The organism is Methylomonas rapida, assembly GCF_024360925.2.
In the GTDB taxonomy this organism is placed as follows: domain Bacteria; phylum Pseudomonadota; class Gammaproteobacteria; order Methylococcales; family Methylomonadaceae; genus Methylomonas; species Methylomonas rapida.
The window spans coordinates 3,631,162-3,646,983 of sequence record NZ_CP113517.1 but is presented as its reverse complement, the minus strand read 5'-3'; the positions used below and the strand labels follow the sequence as shown (position 1 = coordinate 3,646,983).

Annotated in this window: 16 protein-coding genes; 4 read left to right on the top strand and 12 right to left on the bottom strand. The window is 47.7% G+C overall.

The window, feature by feature from the left end:
- Positions 1–10: 10 nt before the first annotated feature.
- Genes NM686_RS17180 through NM686_RS17125 form a run of 12 tightly spaced genes read right to left on the bottom strand, consistent with a single transcriptional unit; the run spans position 11 to position 10,609 of the window.
- Positions 11–631, bottom strand: a complete 621-nt coding sequence (locus NM686_RS17180) for an acyltransferase (RefSeq protein WP_255189076.1) — start codon at positions 629–631, stop codon at positions 11–13.
- Positions 628–1,731 (bottom strand): glycosyltransferase family protein, encoded by a 1,104-nt coding sequence (locus tag NM686_RS17175; protein WP_269021873.1) that lies wholly within the window; start codon positions 1,729–1,731, stop codon positions 628–630. The genes NM686_RS17180 and NM686_RS17175 overlap by 4 nt, the downstream gene beginning before the upstream one ends.
- A complete protein-coding gene (locus NM686_RS17170) occupies positions 1,719–2,495 on the bottom strand; it encodes a class I SAM-dependent DNA methyltransferase (RefSeq protein WP_255189074.1) in 777 nt (258 codons plus the stop codon). Before NM686_RS17170 ends, NM686_RS17175 begins: the two co-directional genes overlap by 13 nt.
- Positions 2,492–3,601 carry a DegT/DnrJ/EryC1/StrS family aminotransferase gene (locus tag NM686_RS17165; protein ID WP_255189073.1) on the bottom strand — a complete coding sequence of 370 codons (1,110 nt, stop codon included), beginning with the start codon at positions 3,599–3,601 and terminating at the stop codon, positions 2,492–2,494. The genes NM686_RS17170 and NM686_RS17165 overlap by 4 nt, the downstream gene beginning before the upstream one ends.
- On the bottom strand, positions 3,598–4,035 hold the full coding sequence (locus NM686_RS17160; protein ID WP_255189072.1) for a cupin domain-containing protein: 438 nt from the start codon (positions 4,033–4,035) through the stop codon (positions 3,598–3,600). The genes NM686_RS17165 and NM686_RS17160 overlap by 4 nt, the downstream gene beginning before the upstream one ends.
- Positions 4,028–4,897, bottom strand: coding sequence for a glycosyltransferase family 2 protein (locus tag NM686_RS17155; protein ID WP_255189071.1), 870 nt, complete (start codon positions 4,895–4,897; stop codon positions 4,028–4,030). The genes NM686_RS17160 and NM686_RS17155 overlap by 8 nt, the downstream gene beginning before the upstream one ends.
- Before the next feature lie 17 nt (positions 4,898–4,914).
- Positions 4,915–6,384 carry an MOP flippase family protein gene (locus tag NM686_RS17150; protein WP_255189070.1) on the bottom strand — a complete coding sequence of 490 codons (1,470 nt, stop codon included), beginning with the start codon at positions 6,382–6,384 and terminating at the stop codon, positions 4,915–4,917.
- Positions 6,381–7,070, bottom strand: a complete 690-nt coding sequence (locus tag NM686_RS17145) for a class I SAM-dependent methyltransferase (RefSeq protein WP_255189069.1) — start codon at positions 7,068–7,070, stop codon at positions 6,381–6,383. Before NM686_RS17145 ends, NM686_RS17150 begins: the two co-directional genes overlap by 4 nt.
- Positions 7,067–8,197 (bottom strand): dTDP-4-amino-4,6-dideoxygalactose transaminase, encoded by a 1,131-nt coding sequence (rffA, locus tag NM686_RS17140; protein ID WP_255189068.1) that lies wholly within the window; start codon positions 8,195–8,197, stop codon positions 7,067–7,069. Before rffA ends, NM686_RS17145 begins: the two co-directional genes overlap by 4 nt.
- A complete protein-coding gene (locus NM686_RS17135) occupies positions 8,194–8,886 on the bottom strand; it encodes a WbqC family protein (RefSeq protein ID WP_255189067.1) in 693 nt (230 codons plus the stop codon). Before NM686_RS17135 ends, rffA begins: the two co-directional genes overlap by 4 nt.
- On the bottom strand, positions 8,883–9,536 hold the full coding sequence (locus tag NM686_RS17130; protein ID WP_255189066.1) for a formyltransferase family protein: 654 nt from the start codon (positions 9,534–9,536) through the stop codon (positions 8,883–8,885). Before NM686_RS17130 ends, NM686_RS17135 begins: the two co-directional genes overlap by 4 nt.
- The gene (locus NM686_RS17125; protein WP_255189065.1) at positions 9,533–10,609 is read right to left on the bottom strand and encodes a TDP-N-acetylfucosamine:lipid II N-acetylfucosaminyltransferase; all 1,077 of its coding nucleotides are present in this window, start codon (positions 10,607–10,609) and stop codon (positions 9,533–9,535) included. Before NM686_RS17125 ends, NM686_RS17130 begins: the two co-directional genes overlap by 4 nt.
- Positions 10,610–10,929: 320 nt before the next feature.
- Here NM686_RS17125 and NM686_RS17120 point away from each other — a divergent pair, with 320 nt between their 5' ends.
- The 4 genes from NM686_RS17120 (at position 10,930) to NM686_RS17105 (ending at position 15,781) form a co-directional block, all read left to right on the top strand.
- On the top strand, positions 10,930–12,222 hold the full coding sequence (locus NM686_RS17120; RefSeq protein WP_269021872.1) for a cobyrinate a,c-diamide synthase: 1,293 nt from the start codon (positions 10,930–10,932) through the stop codon (positions 12,220–12,222).
- Positions 12,223–12,469: 247 nt separating this feature from the next.
- Complete coding sequence (locus NM686_RS17115) at positions 12,470–13,060, top strand: Uma2 family endonuclease (RefSeq protein WP_255189063.1); 591 nt, start codon at positions 12,470–12,472, stop codon at positions 13,058–13,060.
- A 130-nt stretch (positions 13,061–13,190) separates the two neighbouring features.
- Positions 13,191–14,213 (top strand): threonine-phosphate decarboxylase CobD, encoded by a 1,023-nt coding sequence (gene cobD, locus NM686_RS17110; RefSeq protein WP_255189062.1) that lies wholly within the window; start codon positions 13,191–13,193, stop codon positions 14,211–14,213.
- A 182-nt stretch (positions 14,214–14,395) separates the two neighbouring features.
- The gene (locus tag NM686_RS17105) at positions 14,396–15,781 is read left to right on the top strand and encodes an IS4 family transposase (RefSeq protein ID WP_255187523.1); all 1,386 of its coding nucleotides are present in this window, start codon (positions 14,396–14,398) and stop codon (positions 15,779–15,781) included.
- The last annotated feature ends 41 nt before the right edge of the window (positions 15,782–15,822 follow it).

The following is a 15,822-nucleotide window of genomic DNA, read 5'->3' as shown; positions in this document are numbered from 1 at the left end:
AAAATGACCTTTATTTATTGATTGCTTTTTGAGGCGTAGCAGGATTTCCGTAAGCTATAGTCCATGCTGGCGCATCGGCTCTAACTACACTGGATGCGCCGATTATGGCGCCTTCACCTATGTGCACACCATTTAGAACTGTTACACCGAATCCTAACCACGCTTTATCTCCGATGACGATGGGGCGCGACTTAACGGTTGCCCAATTTTTTCCATGGATAAAATTTTTACCCGCATTGAAATCGGCAATTTGTTGCCTTAAGTCCACTTTCCTCTCGGTCCAGGAGAGGGAGTGAGAATTATGGTCGTAAAGGATGCAGTTCCACGCGATCGTGACATTAGAGCCGATTTTAATGTTTTCTCTGCATATGATACGTGTACCACTGTTGATAAACGTGCCATCACCGACCGAAACTTCGCCATTGTTCGATTCGAAAATAAATTCACCGCCGATCATCGAATTATCACCGATGGTTATCTTTCCTTGGAAATTCTTGGCGCCCAGCCGAAAAGTGAATCGAGCGCTCGGCAATATAATGGTGTCTCTACCAACTGATACGAACGGTAAGCTCTTGATATGGCGACATGGGTTATAAAGGATTTCTCTTAATAGATTACCGAATAAGTTCATAGTACAGCTCGTTCTATAACCCAATCGGTCAGATGATCCAAATAATTGTTGAGATTGTAAACTTCATCATACAGTTTCTTGCAATTCGACGAATAGGTCGGATAGTTAAATAAGACTTTGGCTATTGCGGCATCAAGATCGTCTATGTGATTGATTGCCACACCAATTTTTTTTTCGTCGACGAGACGCTGCAAATCGGTTTTGCCGAGTGCTATGACTGGTTTGCCGCATCTAAGAAATTCCACCAACTGTCCTGATGCTCTTCCAATATAGTAGAAATTGAAATCGCCGGCGTTATAGGCAACAAATCCGATGTCGCATTTTGAAACGATTTTATTTACGCAGTTGGCGTCTAAGTCGATCGATGACGTCCAAGGAAGATGCTCGGCGTTTCTGATTTTTTGTTGCATTTCCTTATCGATAAATCCGTGAAATGCCAGTGCATACTCCCTAGAATGCGATTGATAATGGCAAAGAAGCTTGTCACTCATTGATCGCCAGCAATTAATGCCTCCAATTTGTAGTAACACTGGCGTTTGTTGCAATTTTGATTCAAGATAATTATCCGAGGCTCTGAGCGATACTGGCAGGAAGAAGACATTAGAGGTATATAACCCTTCGGGGTGATACCGCGAGCAGAATAAACTTAATCGGGTCTGGTCTTGAATAATAATATTAGCCTTTCTATTCAATTTTTCCGACAGCTTGCTCTTAATCAGTTTGTGTATCCAGGCGCTGCTTCTTTCTTGATCGTCGGTCACAAAATCGTGGCTCCAGAGTATGACATTTGTGTATAAGGTTGATGCGGTTATGAATGCAAAATTATCTACCGCGATCACTAAATCGTACTGAGTAAGAAGGCGTCTTGCGATTAGCTTAATCGAGTCAATCGCGATTGTACTGAATGTATACGCGGAACGAAGCAAAGCTTTTAGAGATAAACCAGGTTTAAAAGCCTCATCAATAAAATAGCCCCGTTCACGGAATAGCGCGTAATCACTGCCGAAAGCCGTAAAATGCTGTACAACCTGTTTTAAGTGAGGGTAGGTTATATTCTCGTAAGGCTGAAATCCAATTATTAAAATCCTCATGCCACCCATTTAGCTACCGAAAATGAACTCCATCCGTCGCTGGTCATAGGAGTATTTGTCATCCATTCAACGAAAGAAACCGGTTGAAATCCGGCATGCTTCATGAACAACTCGAGCTCTGGTTTGAAAAGATAACGCATGCAATGTTTCTCAGACATTTTTGTGATCTTTCCTGTAGCGAGCTCTTCAATCAAAAACCTATAGTTCACATTAATTTTGTTTTCGCTTAGGAACATTTCAGGTTCTGCGATGCGTGATATCTTAATTTTCTCATTTTCAAGCTCTCTTTCCCGAGTTTCAGGCTTTTGTGATAAGACAGCGGGACCATACCAAAAATCGAATAAAAAAACTCCTCCAGGGTTGAGATGAGTGGCGGCTGTAGCAAAGGCATCTTCTAGATCAGAGTTTGATATTTGGTAACTCATTACATGAAATAGAGATATTACAGCGTCATAATATTCGCCGGTACGAATACTGCGCACATCACCTTGGATAAAAGTAAGTTTTTCTGCAATTTCGATTGGCAACCCCGCTTTTCGAGTTTCAGCTTGCTCAAGCATGGTTTGACTCATGTCCACGCCGATGACGCTAAAACCCAGGCGAGCTAAAAACTCGGCATGCGCGCCTGTTCCACAACCAAGCTCCAGTATTGTTTGTGCGCTTGGGTTGCACTTTTGAATATGCGAAGCCACATACGCCGCTTCAGCCGCATAATCCTTATCCTGATAAAGTAAATCGTAATAGCGAGCATAGTGGTCAAATACCTTATTCATTGCAAAATCTCACGGCAAACATGGGCCACTTCCTCAATTTGTGCGTTTGTCAAGGCTAAGCCGCTGGGGATGTAAAAACCAAATCGATACAGGTTTTCAGCCACTGGATAGGTTTCATTATTAAAAAAGCCCATATTCCTTAAAATGGGTTGCAAATGCATGGGGCAGAAGAAAGGCCGTGTACCGATGCCTTGGCCTGCAAGCCGCTGCATGGCTTGTTCTGCGGTTAGGCCTAAAGATTCATCCAACACTAAGCCAAAAACCCAAAAAATATTTTGGGCATACTCTGTTTGCATCAATGGCAATTGTACCCCTGGCAGGTTGTTTAATAATTCGGAATAAAGCCCGCCAATTTCGCGTTTGCGTTGAATAAACTCATCCAGGCGTTCTAATTGCGCGACACCCAATGCGGCCTGCATATTGGTCATTCGGTAATTCCAGCCCAAGCGTTCATGCACGAAACGTTTGGCCGGCTGGAAGCATAAATTCCTTAAGCCTCGCGCTTGTTCGGCAAGTTCATCGTCATCGGTTACCACCATGCCACCCTCGCCGGTGGTAATGTGTTTATTGGGGTAAAAGCTGAAGGTACTGATATCACCGAAACTGCCACAAGGTTTGCCATTGTAAGTTTGACCGTGCGCTTCGGCGGCGTCTTCTATTACTTTTAAACCATGTTTTTGCGCCAACTCTAATAAGGGTTGCATATCCACAGGCAGACCATAAATATGCACGGCCATGATGGCTTTGGTTTTTGGCGTGATCTTTGACTCGATCTGGTTGACGTCCATATTCCAGGTCAGTGGACAGCTATCAACCAATACAGGTGTTGCGCCGGCTCGGACGATTTGGTGAAGGCAGGAGATAATCGTAAAGGCAGGGACAATGACCTCGTCGCCCGGTCCAATGTCCAATGCCTCGATGGCAATATCCAGAGCAGCCGTACCATTTGCCACGGCAACCGCATGTTTGCGGCCAAATCGTTGGGCAAATTCGGTTTCGAAGCGTTTTATGAAGGGGCCTTCGGAAGAAATCCAGCCGGTTTCTATGCATTCCAACAGGTAATTTTTTTCATTGCCGTTCAAGAGTGGCTCATTGACCGGGATCATGCGGGCTTTCTCATTGTGATTTGGTCGTTATCGATAGCGTCAAAGCGGGTTTTATCCTGATCGCCTGCATATGGGCCTTGTTTGACTTCTATGATTTCGGTGGCTTCAAGCATTTCAAAGCCATGCCCACCCAGGGCCAATAGAATCACGTCGCCGGTTTCAAGAATCGTGCTTTCCAGATATTCCTGTTCCTCGGAATAAAAATCGACGCGTACCCGACCGCTTTTAATAAACAAAACCTCGTTGGTATAGTGAACTTCTCTAGCGACAGGATTGTGAACGTGCGGAGGAATTTTATAACCGACGGGGCGGTTCATGTAGCCGATTTGCTGGGAATAAGTGCCGGGAGTGAAAAACTCAATACCTTCTTTTTTGAAGGAATGGCGGATGATGACAGCAAGTTCCTTATTTTTTGAAATGATACGTTCAATCATTATTTTTCCTTCTCAAGTTAGCTGCGTAAAAAGATAAAACTGCACGCCATCGCCAATGGCTTAGTAAAGGCATCAGCGAGATAATAGTCTTAGCATCATTGAAAAAACCGAATTTGGTGCAATTGCGTGCGAGCCTGGATAAATGCCGATGCCAATATTTTTTCCCAGCAACGTTGCATATTTCGTCCCGGTGCTTCTCGATAACATAACGATAGCCATCAATATCGAGCCTTTTGTTTTTGGATATAGTATCTCCCTCATGTAACCAATATACGGCTAAATATTCTCGGATATGAAAAAATTCACAAATTTTGGCTAACCTAATGGCCGTATCCCATTCTTGGTATGATGGAACCTGTTCATCAAGCAAGCCGATTTCAAATAATGCGGATTTTGCAACCAACATTGTTTGCAATAGAGGTCCTGGCGACATTAATAGTGAGCGATAAGAAGATTTACCGTTTATGCTGGGTAATGTCCATAATTCCTTATTATTTGTTGTAGGATAATATCGATAAAGATCGGTGTGAATAACCAAGCGATCATTCCAGTTCATCGAAGTTAAAGCCGCAACCTGTTTTTCAAGTTTTTCAGGAATCCATTCATCGTCACTGTCTTGAAAAGCAATCCATTCACCTCGTGCATTTTTGATGCCGGTGTTTCTCGCAGCTTGGGCGCCTAGCGATTTCTTATGGGAAATAACTTGTACTCTTGTATCGGCAAAAGCTTCCGCTATCTTCCGTGTTGCATCTAAAGAGCCATCATCTATGACAATGACCTCAAAATTGGAATAAGTTTGTGAAAGAACTGAGCGAAGACAATAGTCAATGTTTTTTTCACGATTTCGTGCCGGGATGATCACCGAAATAAGGGGATTCCTCATAGTGTCTTTTTCAGGTTAATCGCATGTTTTGCTGGTTTTACAGCACTAAACAATATCAAACACCATTTTCGATTCATTATCCAGCTAATTGAAAAATAAGCGATAATGCCCACTGAAAACCCCATAGCCAACCGTATTGGAGAGAAATTGAATTGGATGACCGATAACCAAGCAAGCCCGCCTGCCAACAATGCACAGAATATAGGGATAAGCACTTGCTGTGTGTATTCCCATAAACCCGCTCCGCAAGTGGGGCGAATCAAAATGGCCCAGGCTGGCACGAATAGGATAGCCATCAACCCACTCATTGAATAAGCCATGCCGAGTGCACCATATTTAGAACTAAGCCAGATTACCGGCGGAACGATTAGTAAAAGTCCGGCATTCCACCAGACTGCCAATCGCACATGCCCTAGTCCAAACAGCAAACTTCCGACAGGATTGCCGAAAGACCGCAACAATCCCCAAATGGCAAGAATCCTAAGCAATGGACTGGAATCTTGCCAGTTATCGCCGAGCAGTAACAAAACGATTTCAGGGGCAAACACGCCCATGGCGACGTAGATGGGGGTATTGACTGATGCCGTCATGTTCATGGTTTTCAGATATATCTCACGGACACGTTTTTGATCATGCTGGATTGAGGCAATCAGAGGGAAACCGACCCGAGTGAATATGGGGTTGACCATAAACTGCACTTGCAGAATCAGATTGCGTGGCACACTGTATAAGCCCAACAGGCTTGTGCCTAACAATCGTCCTCCCAACAGTATGTCCACAGTTGCGTTGACATGATTGATCAGATTATTGATAACCATGCCCCCTCCAAATCGGACAAACCAGCGCACTTCGTCCCATTGTAGACGCCAAGCAGGACGCCAGCCGTTGGCTAAGAAGAGCCATGACGAACCCAGCGTTAGCCAAGCACTCACCATTGTGGAGCTAACTAGCGCATAAACACCCCAGTCCCACCACCATGCCGTAAGCATTGCTATAGCAAACCCAATTACCGCTGCAAATATTTCAATTAAAGCAACCGGGCGGAAGTTCAGCGATTTCTCAGCATTCATGCGTAATTGTTGCCCTAAGGCATTAACCAGAAAGTTGGTAGCAACCAATGTTGTCAGTGGAACCAATTTCGGTTCGTGAAAAAACATAGCAACCAATGGGGCGGCTGCTATTACTAAAAGCATCAATATTCCGCCAACAACCACATTCAACCAATACAAACTGCTTCGCTCTTCATGACTGATGGATTGGCGCTGCACAAAGGCCGTGCTTAGACCCATATCGTTGAACAAACCAGCATAACTTAGCACTAAATTCACCATGGCCATCAGTCCGTAATCCTGAGGTGCAAGAATCCGCGCCAGCACAGCCACTTGTGCCAGTTGCAATCCGGCTCGAATCACTGTGGATGTCGTCGTCCATCGAGCGGCTGAATAAGTACGATTTGCCAAACTCATGGCTTGTGGGCTACCACGAAATAACCGGCTGTCTCTTCCTCACATCGCCAGTGTTGGTCTAGCCAAGGCGCGACGCGCTGGTCTATCGCCCATACAGCCCTCAGCAGTAACCTCATAACGTTACGCCCCAGCCACGGACCTCGAATCAGGCGCGTAGTTTGATAGTTAAATTTGAGCGTCCACATCACCCAGAAGCCAGTTTGCGGATAAACGCTAACATCCGTGAACCCCGCTTTCTCGAACATATATTTCAGGCCGTGGCGCGTATAGCGATAATAGTCAAAAGGTGCTTCATGCACCCACCACATGAAGGGCACTTGCAGGATCATTGCCCCTCCAGGCTTAATTATACGATAGGCTTCGTTCAACATATTCTGCGGCTCGGCTAGATGCTCCATGACAGAAAAAGAAACCACGGTATCCGCTATTTCGTTTTCAATCGGCAGAGGCAGGTTGAGATCAGCAAGTATGTCGGCGTTGAGTTTATGCAACGTATCGCTCCAATCCACACCAGTATAGGTGTCTGCGTATTGCAGCAACCAGTCGCGATAAGGCATTTCGCCACAACCGAGGTCATAGAGCACGCCTTTGTAAAGAGATGCATGTTTTAGAAGCCATTGGTCGCCAATATCATAAATTAACCAATTAAAGGCTTGACGGTTGGGGTGATTGCAGCTGATATTCATGAATAAAACTCGATAACATGATCGATTACCTGTTGGCGCACTGCTGCTTCAATCCCGTACCAAAGAGGCAATCTAGCTAGCCGTTGACTTTCATAGGTGGTGTACTCATCTTCCCCGTGGAAACGACCGAATTTCTTCCCGGCAGGAGCGCTATGCAATGGCACGTAATGAAACACTGCTAGGATGTTATTTTGCTTCAGATGGGTGAGCAATTTCGCGCGCTCGTCTAAATCTTTGCATTTCAGGTAAAACATGTGTCCATTGTGTTTGCAGTTATCTGGAATGCTCGGTAACACGATATATCTCTTCGACGCCAAATCGGCGAATGCATCGCGGTATAAATTCCAGGCCTCAAGGCGATTTAAGGTTATTTCATCGGCCAATTCCAACTGCCCCCAGAGATAGGCCGATTGTAATTCGCTTGGCAGGTAGCTACTCCCCAAATCCACCCAGGAATATTTGTCTACTGCGCCTCGGAAGAATTGACAACGGTTAGTTCCCTTTTCACGGATGATTTCAGCTCGATGGATAAAGCGCTCATCATTGATAAGGAGCAAACCGCCTTCACCCCCACTCGTAAAGTTTTTGGTTTCATGAAAGCTGTAAGTCGCCATGTGCCCGAATGAACCCAGTGCCTTACCACGATAAGATGACATCATGCCCTGCGCTGCATCCTCAATGACAAATAGCTCATGTCGTTCAGCAATATCCATAATCACAGACATCTCGCAACCTACACCCGCATAATGTACAGGCACAATTGCCTTGGTCTTGGGCGTAATCGCAGCTTCTATCAATTGCTCGTTGATATTCATCGTATCGGGGCGAATGTCTACAAACACGATTTTCGCCCCGCGCAAAACGAAAGCATTTGCCGTGCTGACGAAGGTATAGCTAGGCATGATTACCTCGTCGCCAGGCTGAGTATCGATAAGAATGGCGGCCATCTCGAGAGCCTGTGTACAGGATGGAGTCAACAATGCTTTGGCGCAACCAATTCTTTGTTCGAACCACGCCTGACACATTCGACCAAACTTGCCATCGCCGGAAATCTTGTCACTGTTCATGGCCTCAAGGACAAATTTTTCCTCGTTGCCGGTGTGTGGTGGGAGATTAAAAGGAATCATTTCTTTACATAACGCATATAATTAGGCGCATCCTTGCCGCAGTTAAACATCAAATCTAAGATAGTTACCCCATGTACGAAATATCCCCATAATTGAGGATATTCTCTGTAACCCTGGTAATCAAACCAGCTTAAGCTTATTTCCGCCGCTTCAAAATATTCTGGCTCGATGTATTCTTTTGCAGCAGGTCCAGAAATATATTCAGTTGCATTTGCTTGCTGGCACAAATTAACCAATCGCTCTGTCTTGCCATTGATCAAATGGTAATCCCACGAGTTGGAAATTTTTGTAATAATTCCTAGATAATTGCAGACTGCCTTAATAAATGCTAGGTTAACTTCGGAAATTGTTCGATATGAGGCCTGATAAAGCGGCTCGATGATCTCGGCGACATCTGAAAAATGTGCAGATTTTCGATAGTTTGAAATGAGTGTTTTCCAGTGTTGTTCACGCCATTTATATCCATCAATTTCCGTATCCCGAATAGTTTGTTCAAATTTACCTTTTGCTTTAACGGGAACGGTAAGCCAATGAAGACCTTGTGGTGTTTTGATTATATTTCTATTTCTCCAGTCTCTCCTTGTATATTGCATGTCATCATATAGAATAAACTCATCCACGGCAGCAATCAGATCAAAATAGCCTTTCCAAGGGATGTAGTTTGATTGAAGAATAGCGACTTTTTTCATGCGAGGGCTACTTTTTGCCAGAAAGCTTCATCAAATACGCTTTCGTTAAATGTCAGCCTCGGTGAATACATGCCTCCGCTTATGCTTCTATGTCTTGCTAGGTTTGTTCCAAGGATAATTTCAATACCATTAAGTAACACAAGACATCCCTTTCGAAACATTAAATCAATCGACTTTTCCAAAGGAATAATAATTGGAAAAACAGCTTGAGCCAGAATTGTTCCTGAATCAACCTCTTCATCTACAAGGTGGCAAGTTGGACCAATAAATTTACATCCTTTTGAATAGGCTCTTTGAATTGGTTCAATCCCTATTAGCCCCCCAAAGACTGGAAGCAAAGAGTAATGCAAATTGACCAGTCGTCCGGAATAGTTGGCAACAGTATTTTTGTCAATAATTTTGTGCCAATTTGTAACAATGATATCCGGTTCTACTTTTTGTAAGGTTGTGCTGAGTTCGAGGGTGGCGGATCTCTGGTAGTTTATGACATAATTTTGTATATTATTATTATCTGCATAATAAATCGATCCGCATTCTCTGTCAGCTATCACCGTTAACCGTACGCCAGTAATCAAGTCATCAAGAATGGATTGGTGAAAAAACTTCATATTTCCACCATTTCCGGAAGCCAGAAATACAATATGTATCATTTTATTACTTCCATAATTTGTTTTACCAATATAGACTTGGAAAAGTAATTAGAGATATTGTCGTGATTTTGTTTTGCAATATCTGAATCTAATTTATTTAAATTCAATAATTTGATGTCGTATAACTGTACGCCTAATTGCTCAAAAGTTGACCAAGAAGTAACGTTTTTTCGCATATATACTTTTTTTCCTGAGCCTAATAATGTCGTAATGTTCCCCATTCCCTGTTGGCGATTGTGGTTAAAAATAGCAATATCAATTTGTGCAAGTAAATCCAGGTATTTCTCGAAGGACATGAAGTCGCGCAAAGCAATGAATTTGTCACCAAAGAGTGTCATTCCATAGTCTGAAATCTTCTGCGCATATTCAAAGTCCCCATAAGAAAGAGGGCAATAAATACGAATGTTTTTATCGGCATATATGCGCAGTTTATCCAGAGCCTCAATGTGATTATTGGTGTCCGTAGCAGAGTTTCCAACTAAAATGTTGGTAGTTTCATGCGGTCTTGTTCTAATACAAGGCTGATGATATAGATTGCTTGGATACATAAAGCACTCGTACCACCGACCGGTAGCTCCATACCATTTTCTCGCCAATTCAAAATCTCCGCAGATATGAGTAATTAGCCCGCTTAGTCGGCATATCACAAACTTGCGGAAGTATTCATTTCTATGATAGTTAGGATCTTTTTTATCCATTATGTGATAGTAAAGGTCTCCCCCCCAAATCACCCAGTAACATTTGCTCAACCACCATGGCACAAGAGCCAAAATACGAACTAGCCGAGAGTCAAAGAGTCCGTGTAGGATGACTTTACGTGCACGAGCGATAGCCCACAACCACTTAAGCACCATACTCAACCTTGAACAATCACTTAAATCAGTAACATTCTCAGCCTGAGGCATGGAGTTTTGATTAAGTCTGGTCAATAGAAACAGATGGTCATTCGGATCGAAATGAGCATTGACGAATTCGACATACGGCGCCATGAATTTGTCTGCAACCGCTATATGGACGATTGGACGACGAAAGATTTTCTTAGCCTTGGTGTATAAATTAGGCTTGCTAATCATTGATTTTTTTGAAGGTAATATTTTGTTTTTACTGATTCTTTTCGTGCTTGACCAAAACTGATATTACACAAAAAAAAATTAGATAAGGTCACTTATATCGCTAAACTCACATACATCACGCTGGAGTAGGGCGTTATACTTCTCGCTTTGACAATGATACCCCGGCAACAGACAAAAAACTCGCACTTCGTTTAACGGAAACTCCAGGCAGTGAATTCAATGATAGACAAAATCACGGTTTATACACCGCGCGCCATCCATCACCACGGTGGGTGGGCCATGTTTGCCGGGCTTTCCACGGGTAGCAACAAACCATAAATATGACCGACTCATCTCTCCTTCGCCACTGCCCGGCCATGTTGATCAGCGCGCCGGCATCCGGCCAGGGCAAAACCACCGTCACCGCCGCCTTGGCCTATCATCACCGCCGAGAAGGCCTTAAAGTCCGTGTCTTCAAGACCGGGCCCGATTTCATCGACCCGCAAATCTTGGCGCATGCCTGCGGGCAGCCGGTGTACCAGCTGGATTTATGGATGATGGGCGAGGCGCATTGCCGCGAGCTGCTTTACCGTGCCGCCAGCGAGGCCGAGGTGATTTTGATCGAAGGCGTCATGGGCTTGTACGACGGCGATAGCAGCAGCGCGGATTTGGCACAGGCGCTTGCGGTGCCGGTGGCAACGGTCATCGATGCGCAAGGCATGGCGCAAACCTTTGCCGCCGTGGCTTTTGGCTTGGCTCATTACAGAGCGGGCTTGCCCTTTGCCGGCGTGATCGCCAACAAGGTCGGTAGCCCTGGCCATGCCCAATGGCTGGCCGAAGCCTTGCCGTCCGATATGCCATTACTGGCGGCAATGGCCAACGACGATGCGGTCGGCTTGCCGTCGCGCCATTTAGGGCTGTTGCAGGCCGATGAAATCGGCGATCTGGATCAGCGCCTGGCTCGCGCCGGCGAATTATTGAACAGCCTGGCGCCGTGTCGCTTGCCGGAACCCGTGGCGTTTGCACCAATTAAAACCCAGGCGCCGCCGCGTTTGCTGGCCGGCAAACGTATCGCCGTGGCCCGCGATGCGGCGTTTTCATTTATTTATCAGGCCAATCTGGATTGTCTGCAAGCGATGGGCGCCGAATTGCGTTTTTTCTCGCCGCTAACCGACCAAGCTCTGCCGGATGCGGATAGTGTCTACTTGCCTGGCGGCTACCCGGAATTGCACCTAAACGCCTTGGCCGAAAACCGGGCGATGAAACAAGCCTTGCGGACGCATCATCAAGCCCATAAGCCGATCTATGCCGAATGCGGTGGTTTCTTGCTGGACAGCTTGACCGACAAGGAAGGCCATTCGGCGCCGATGGCGGGCTTACTGCAAGGGCAAGCCCGCATGCAAAGCCGGCTGGTCAATCTGGGGATGCAAAGTTTATGGCTGGAGCAAGGCGAAATCCGCGGCCACAGCTTTCATCATTCGCAATTGGAAACCGAACTCGAGCCCGCGTTGCATTCGGCGCCGCAACGCAATCGCAGCCAAGCCGAAGGTTTTTATCGCTCGGGTTCGCTGCAGGCATCTTACCTGCATTTATATTTCCCGTTTAATCCGCAGGCGGCGGCGGGTTTGTTTTAACCGGCGTTCCTTGCGCAGACCGCGTTAGTGTTTAGCGGAAAGTAATCGGCTGTTTATAAGGTGTAGGAAAATAATGATAAATCAGTTGTAGGAGCGACGCCTCGTCGCGATTTGAAAGGTGTTAATCGCGACGAGGCGTCGCTCCTACGACAGTCAATGATCGATAACGGCTTTGCCATGGCGCTTGTTTTTGCACGCCGAGTGACCAACAATAGCGGTCAAGCACAAAAAACCGATGGAGCTCGCCATGGCGCTGGATAAACCATACGAAAACGACTATTTGAGCGAAGAAGAGTATCTGGCCACGGAACCCGCTGCCGAGCTGAAACGCGAATATATCGACGGCCGGGTTTATGCGATGGCCGGGGCCGGCTACAACCATAGCTGCATCGCCGCGAATATATTGCGGAAATTCGGCAACCATCTCGAAGGCACGCCATGCGCCACCTTCATGGCCGACATCAAAGTCAAACTGGGCAAGGATTACGTCTACCCCGACGTGCTGGTCGATTGCAGCAAGATGCGCGGCGACGATGTTTTTTCGAACGCGCCGGTCATCATCGTCGAGGTATTGTCCCGCTCTACACGCAAAACCGACACCACGACCAAATTGATTCGCTACATCAACCTGCCTTCCTTGCAGGAATATGTGCTGATCGAGCCGGACATCGTTTCGGTGCAAGTGCTACGCCGCAGCAATAACTGGCTGTCTGAATATTTCTTTTTGGGCGATGAAGTGAGTTTCGAATCCATCGGCCTGACCTTGCCGGTGGAAGACATCTACGACCGGGTCGACAATCCTGACATCAACGAATACAAGGCCGCAAAGCCGATATAGGCCATGCTGTAGGAGCGCCCTGGTATGAGCGACGCATAGTCGCGATCTGAAGGCTTTTGAATCGCGACTGGCGTCTCTCCTACAGGCATCACTGATTAGTTACAAACAGATAACTGCATAGGAGATAACAGTGCTGGAACACGGAGGCCGCTTGCAGCGCGCGGCAAGCGAATACGGCATCCCCTTGGCCGAGTGGCTGGACTTATCCACCGGCATCAATCCCAACGGCTGGCCGGTTCCGCCCGTGCCGGCGGAGGTCTGGCAGCGTTTGCCGGAGGACGATGACGAGTTGTTGCCAGCCGCGCGGCGCTATTATCAAAATTCGTCCCTTTTGGCGGTGGCCGGCTCGCAGGCGGCGATACAAACCCTGCCGTGGCTCAGACCAATATCCCGCGTAGGCGTGTTGCACCCGGCCTATGCCGAACATGCGGAAGGCTGGCGGCGGGCAGGGCATCGTATGGTTGTAATCACTGAAAACGATATCGATGCGCGCCTGGACGACCTGGATGTATTGATCCTGATCAATCCCAATAACCCCACCGGCCGCCTATGGCCGCGTCAGCAATTGCTGGACTGGCATGAAAGGCTCAGGCAGCGGGGCGGCTGGTTGATCGTCGATGAGGCCTTTATCGATGCGATGCCCACTGAATACAGCCTAAGTCCGTTGCCGGTGCGCCCCGGCTTGATCGTGTTGCGCTCGGTGGGAAAATTCTTTGGCTTGGCCGGCATTCGCTGCGGTTTCGTCATCGCGGAACAAGGTTTGTTGAGCGAGTTGCAAGAAAAGCTGGGGCCTTGGCCCATCAGTCATCCCGGTCGCTATGTCGCGGCGCGGGCGCTGGCCGACACCGCCTGGCAGCAAACGGCCGCCGCCTCCTTAAAACAGCAAGGCCAACGCCTGCAACGCTTGCTCGCGGCAAGCGGCTGGCCGCCAACCGGTGGCTGCGAGTTGTTTCAATGGATCAAGCATGAGTCGGCGCAGGAATTACATCAAAGCTTGGCGCGGCAGGGTATTTTGACCCGCTTTTTTGCAGACCCGTGCAGCGTGCGCTTCGGCTTGCCGGCCGACGAAGCCGGCTGGCAGCGGCTGGAGCAGGCGTTGGCGCAGCCTGAAGTCAGGCGTCTGCTCGCGGGTTATCCAGCGATTGTGCAATAGCTTCAGCTATTGCACTCCGGCTGGAGTGAAAAAGCTTCAGCTTTTTCCGCTTCCAAAACCCGATGCGGTGAGGAACGAAACGTTTTTTCTGGTTTTCTGGTTCCCACGGTCCTCCGCTCATCGTTATACACAAGTCCCTCAAAGACTAAACTACAAGGAGACACAGAAACAGGAGAAAGGCGATGAGCAACTGGGCCGAAGAAGAAGTGCAAACTGCCAATTTGGAAGATCAACGTCTAAACAAGAGATTGGCCTTGCTATTGGAGCAATTGGGCGAGCATCCACAACTCAGTATTCCGGCGGCCTGCGGAGGCTGGAAGGAGACGATGGGAGCCTATCGCTTCTTCAATAACGCTAAGACGACATTCGAGAAGATACTGGCGCCGCATCGAGATGCCACGATCGAGCGCATGAAGAGCAGCCCAATCGTGCTGCTGGCACAGGACACCACCGAGGACGATAAGAATATTTGCTTGGGGCCGAAGGGACTTGGCACAGTGAAAGACGTGGAGAAACACTTGCGCCGCCTGCATCCGACAGTTGCCTTTACGCCATCGCGTATTTGTTTGGGTGTCGTGAAAGCATCGTATTGGCCTCGAGAGATCCCAAGCCAAAGGAGTGAACGACTTCACAAAGGCGTAGACGAAAAAGAGAGTCGCCATTGGCTGGAAAGTTACCAGGACAGTTGCGCTTTACAGGCGCAAATGCCGGACACCCTGCTGATCAATCTTGCCGACAGGGAGGGCGATATTTACGAGTGGTTTGCCGAATACCATGACTACGCACCTGCGGTACGGGCTCAATGGATCGTACGTGCGGCGCAAAACCGAGTGTTGGCTTCGCCGGAGAACGGTACGAAATGCCTGTGGGCCGCCGTGGAGCAAGCTCCTGTATTGGGTTACTCTGAGGTGAACGTCAAACCGCGACCGAACCGCACGGCGCGACTGGCGCATATCACGTTACGCGCCATTACAGTGACCCTCAAACCGCCTAAGCGGATAGGGTATCGGCTACCGGAACTCACCATCAATGCGGTGCTGGCACGCGAAGATGCACCACCGTCTGGCGTGGAACGTTTGGAATGGCTATTGTTGACTAGCTTGCCGATCGATTGTTTCGAACAGGCGGCAACGATCGTCATGTGGTACGCCGTGCGGTGGTGCATTGAAGTGTACTTCCATGTGCTCAAGAGCGGATGCCAGATTAAGCGACTGCATCTGGAAACCGAGGACCGACTGCTACCTTGTTTAGCGTTGTACATGGTTATTGCCTGGCGGGTATTGTTCACGCTGATGTTGGGACGGACTACGCCGGACATGGATTGTGAAATTATCTTCGATCCACAGGAGTGGCGGGCTGCTTACATTGTGGTTAAGCTTTGCCCGCCGCCGCTTACGCCACCTCGCTTGGGCGAAGTGATTCTCTTGGTGGCGAGCTTGGGCGGTTATCTCGGACGCAAGCATGACGGGCCGCCGGGTGCCAAAGCCATGTGGATCGGACTGCAGCGTTTGCGCGATTTTGTCATTGCATTGGAAGCTCAGCAGGTTGTCGCACAGAGATGTGTATAACGATGAGCGGTCCTCCGTGGGAACCCATGTACAGTATCGTT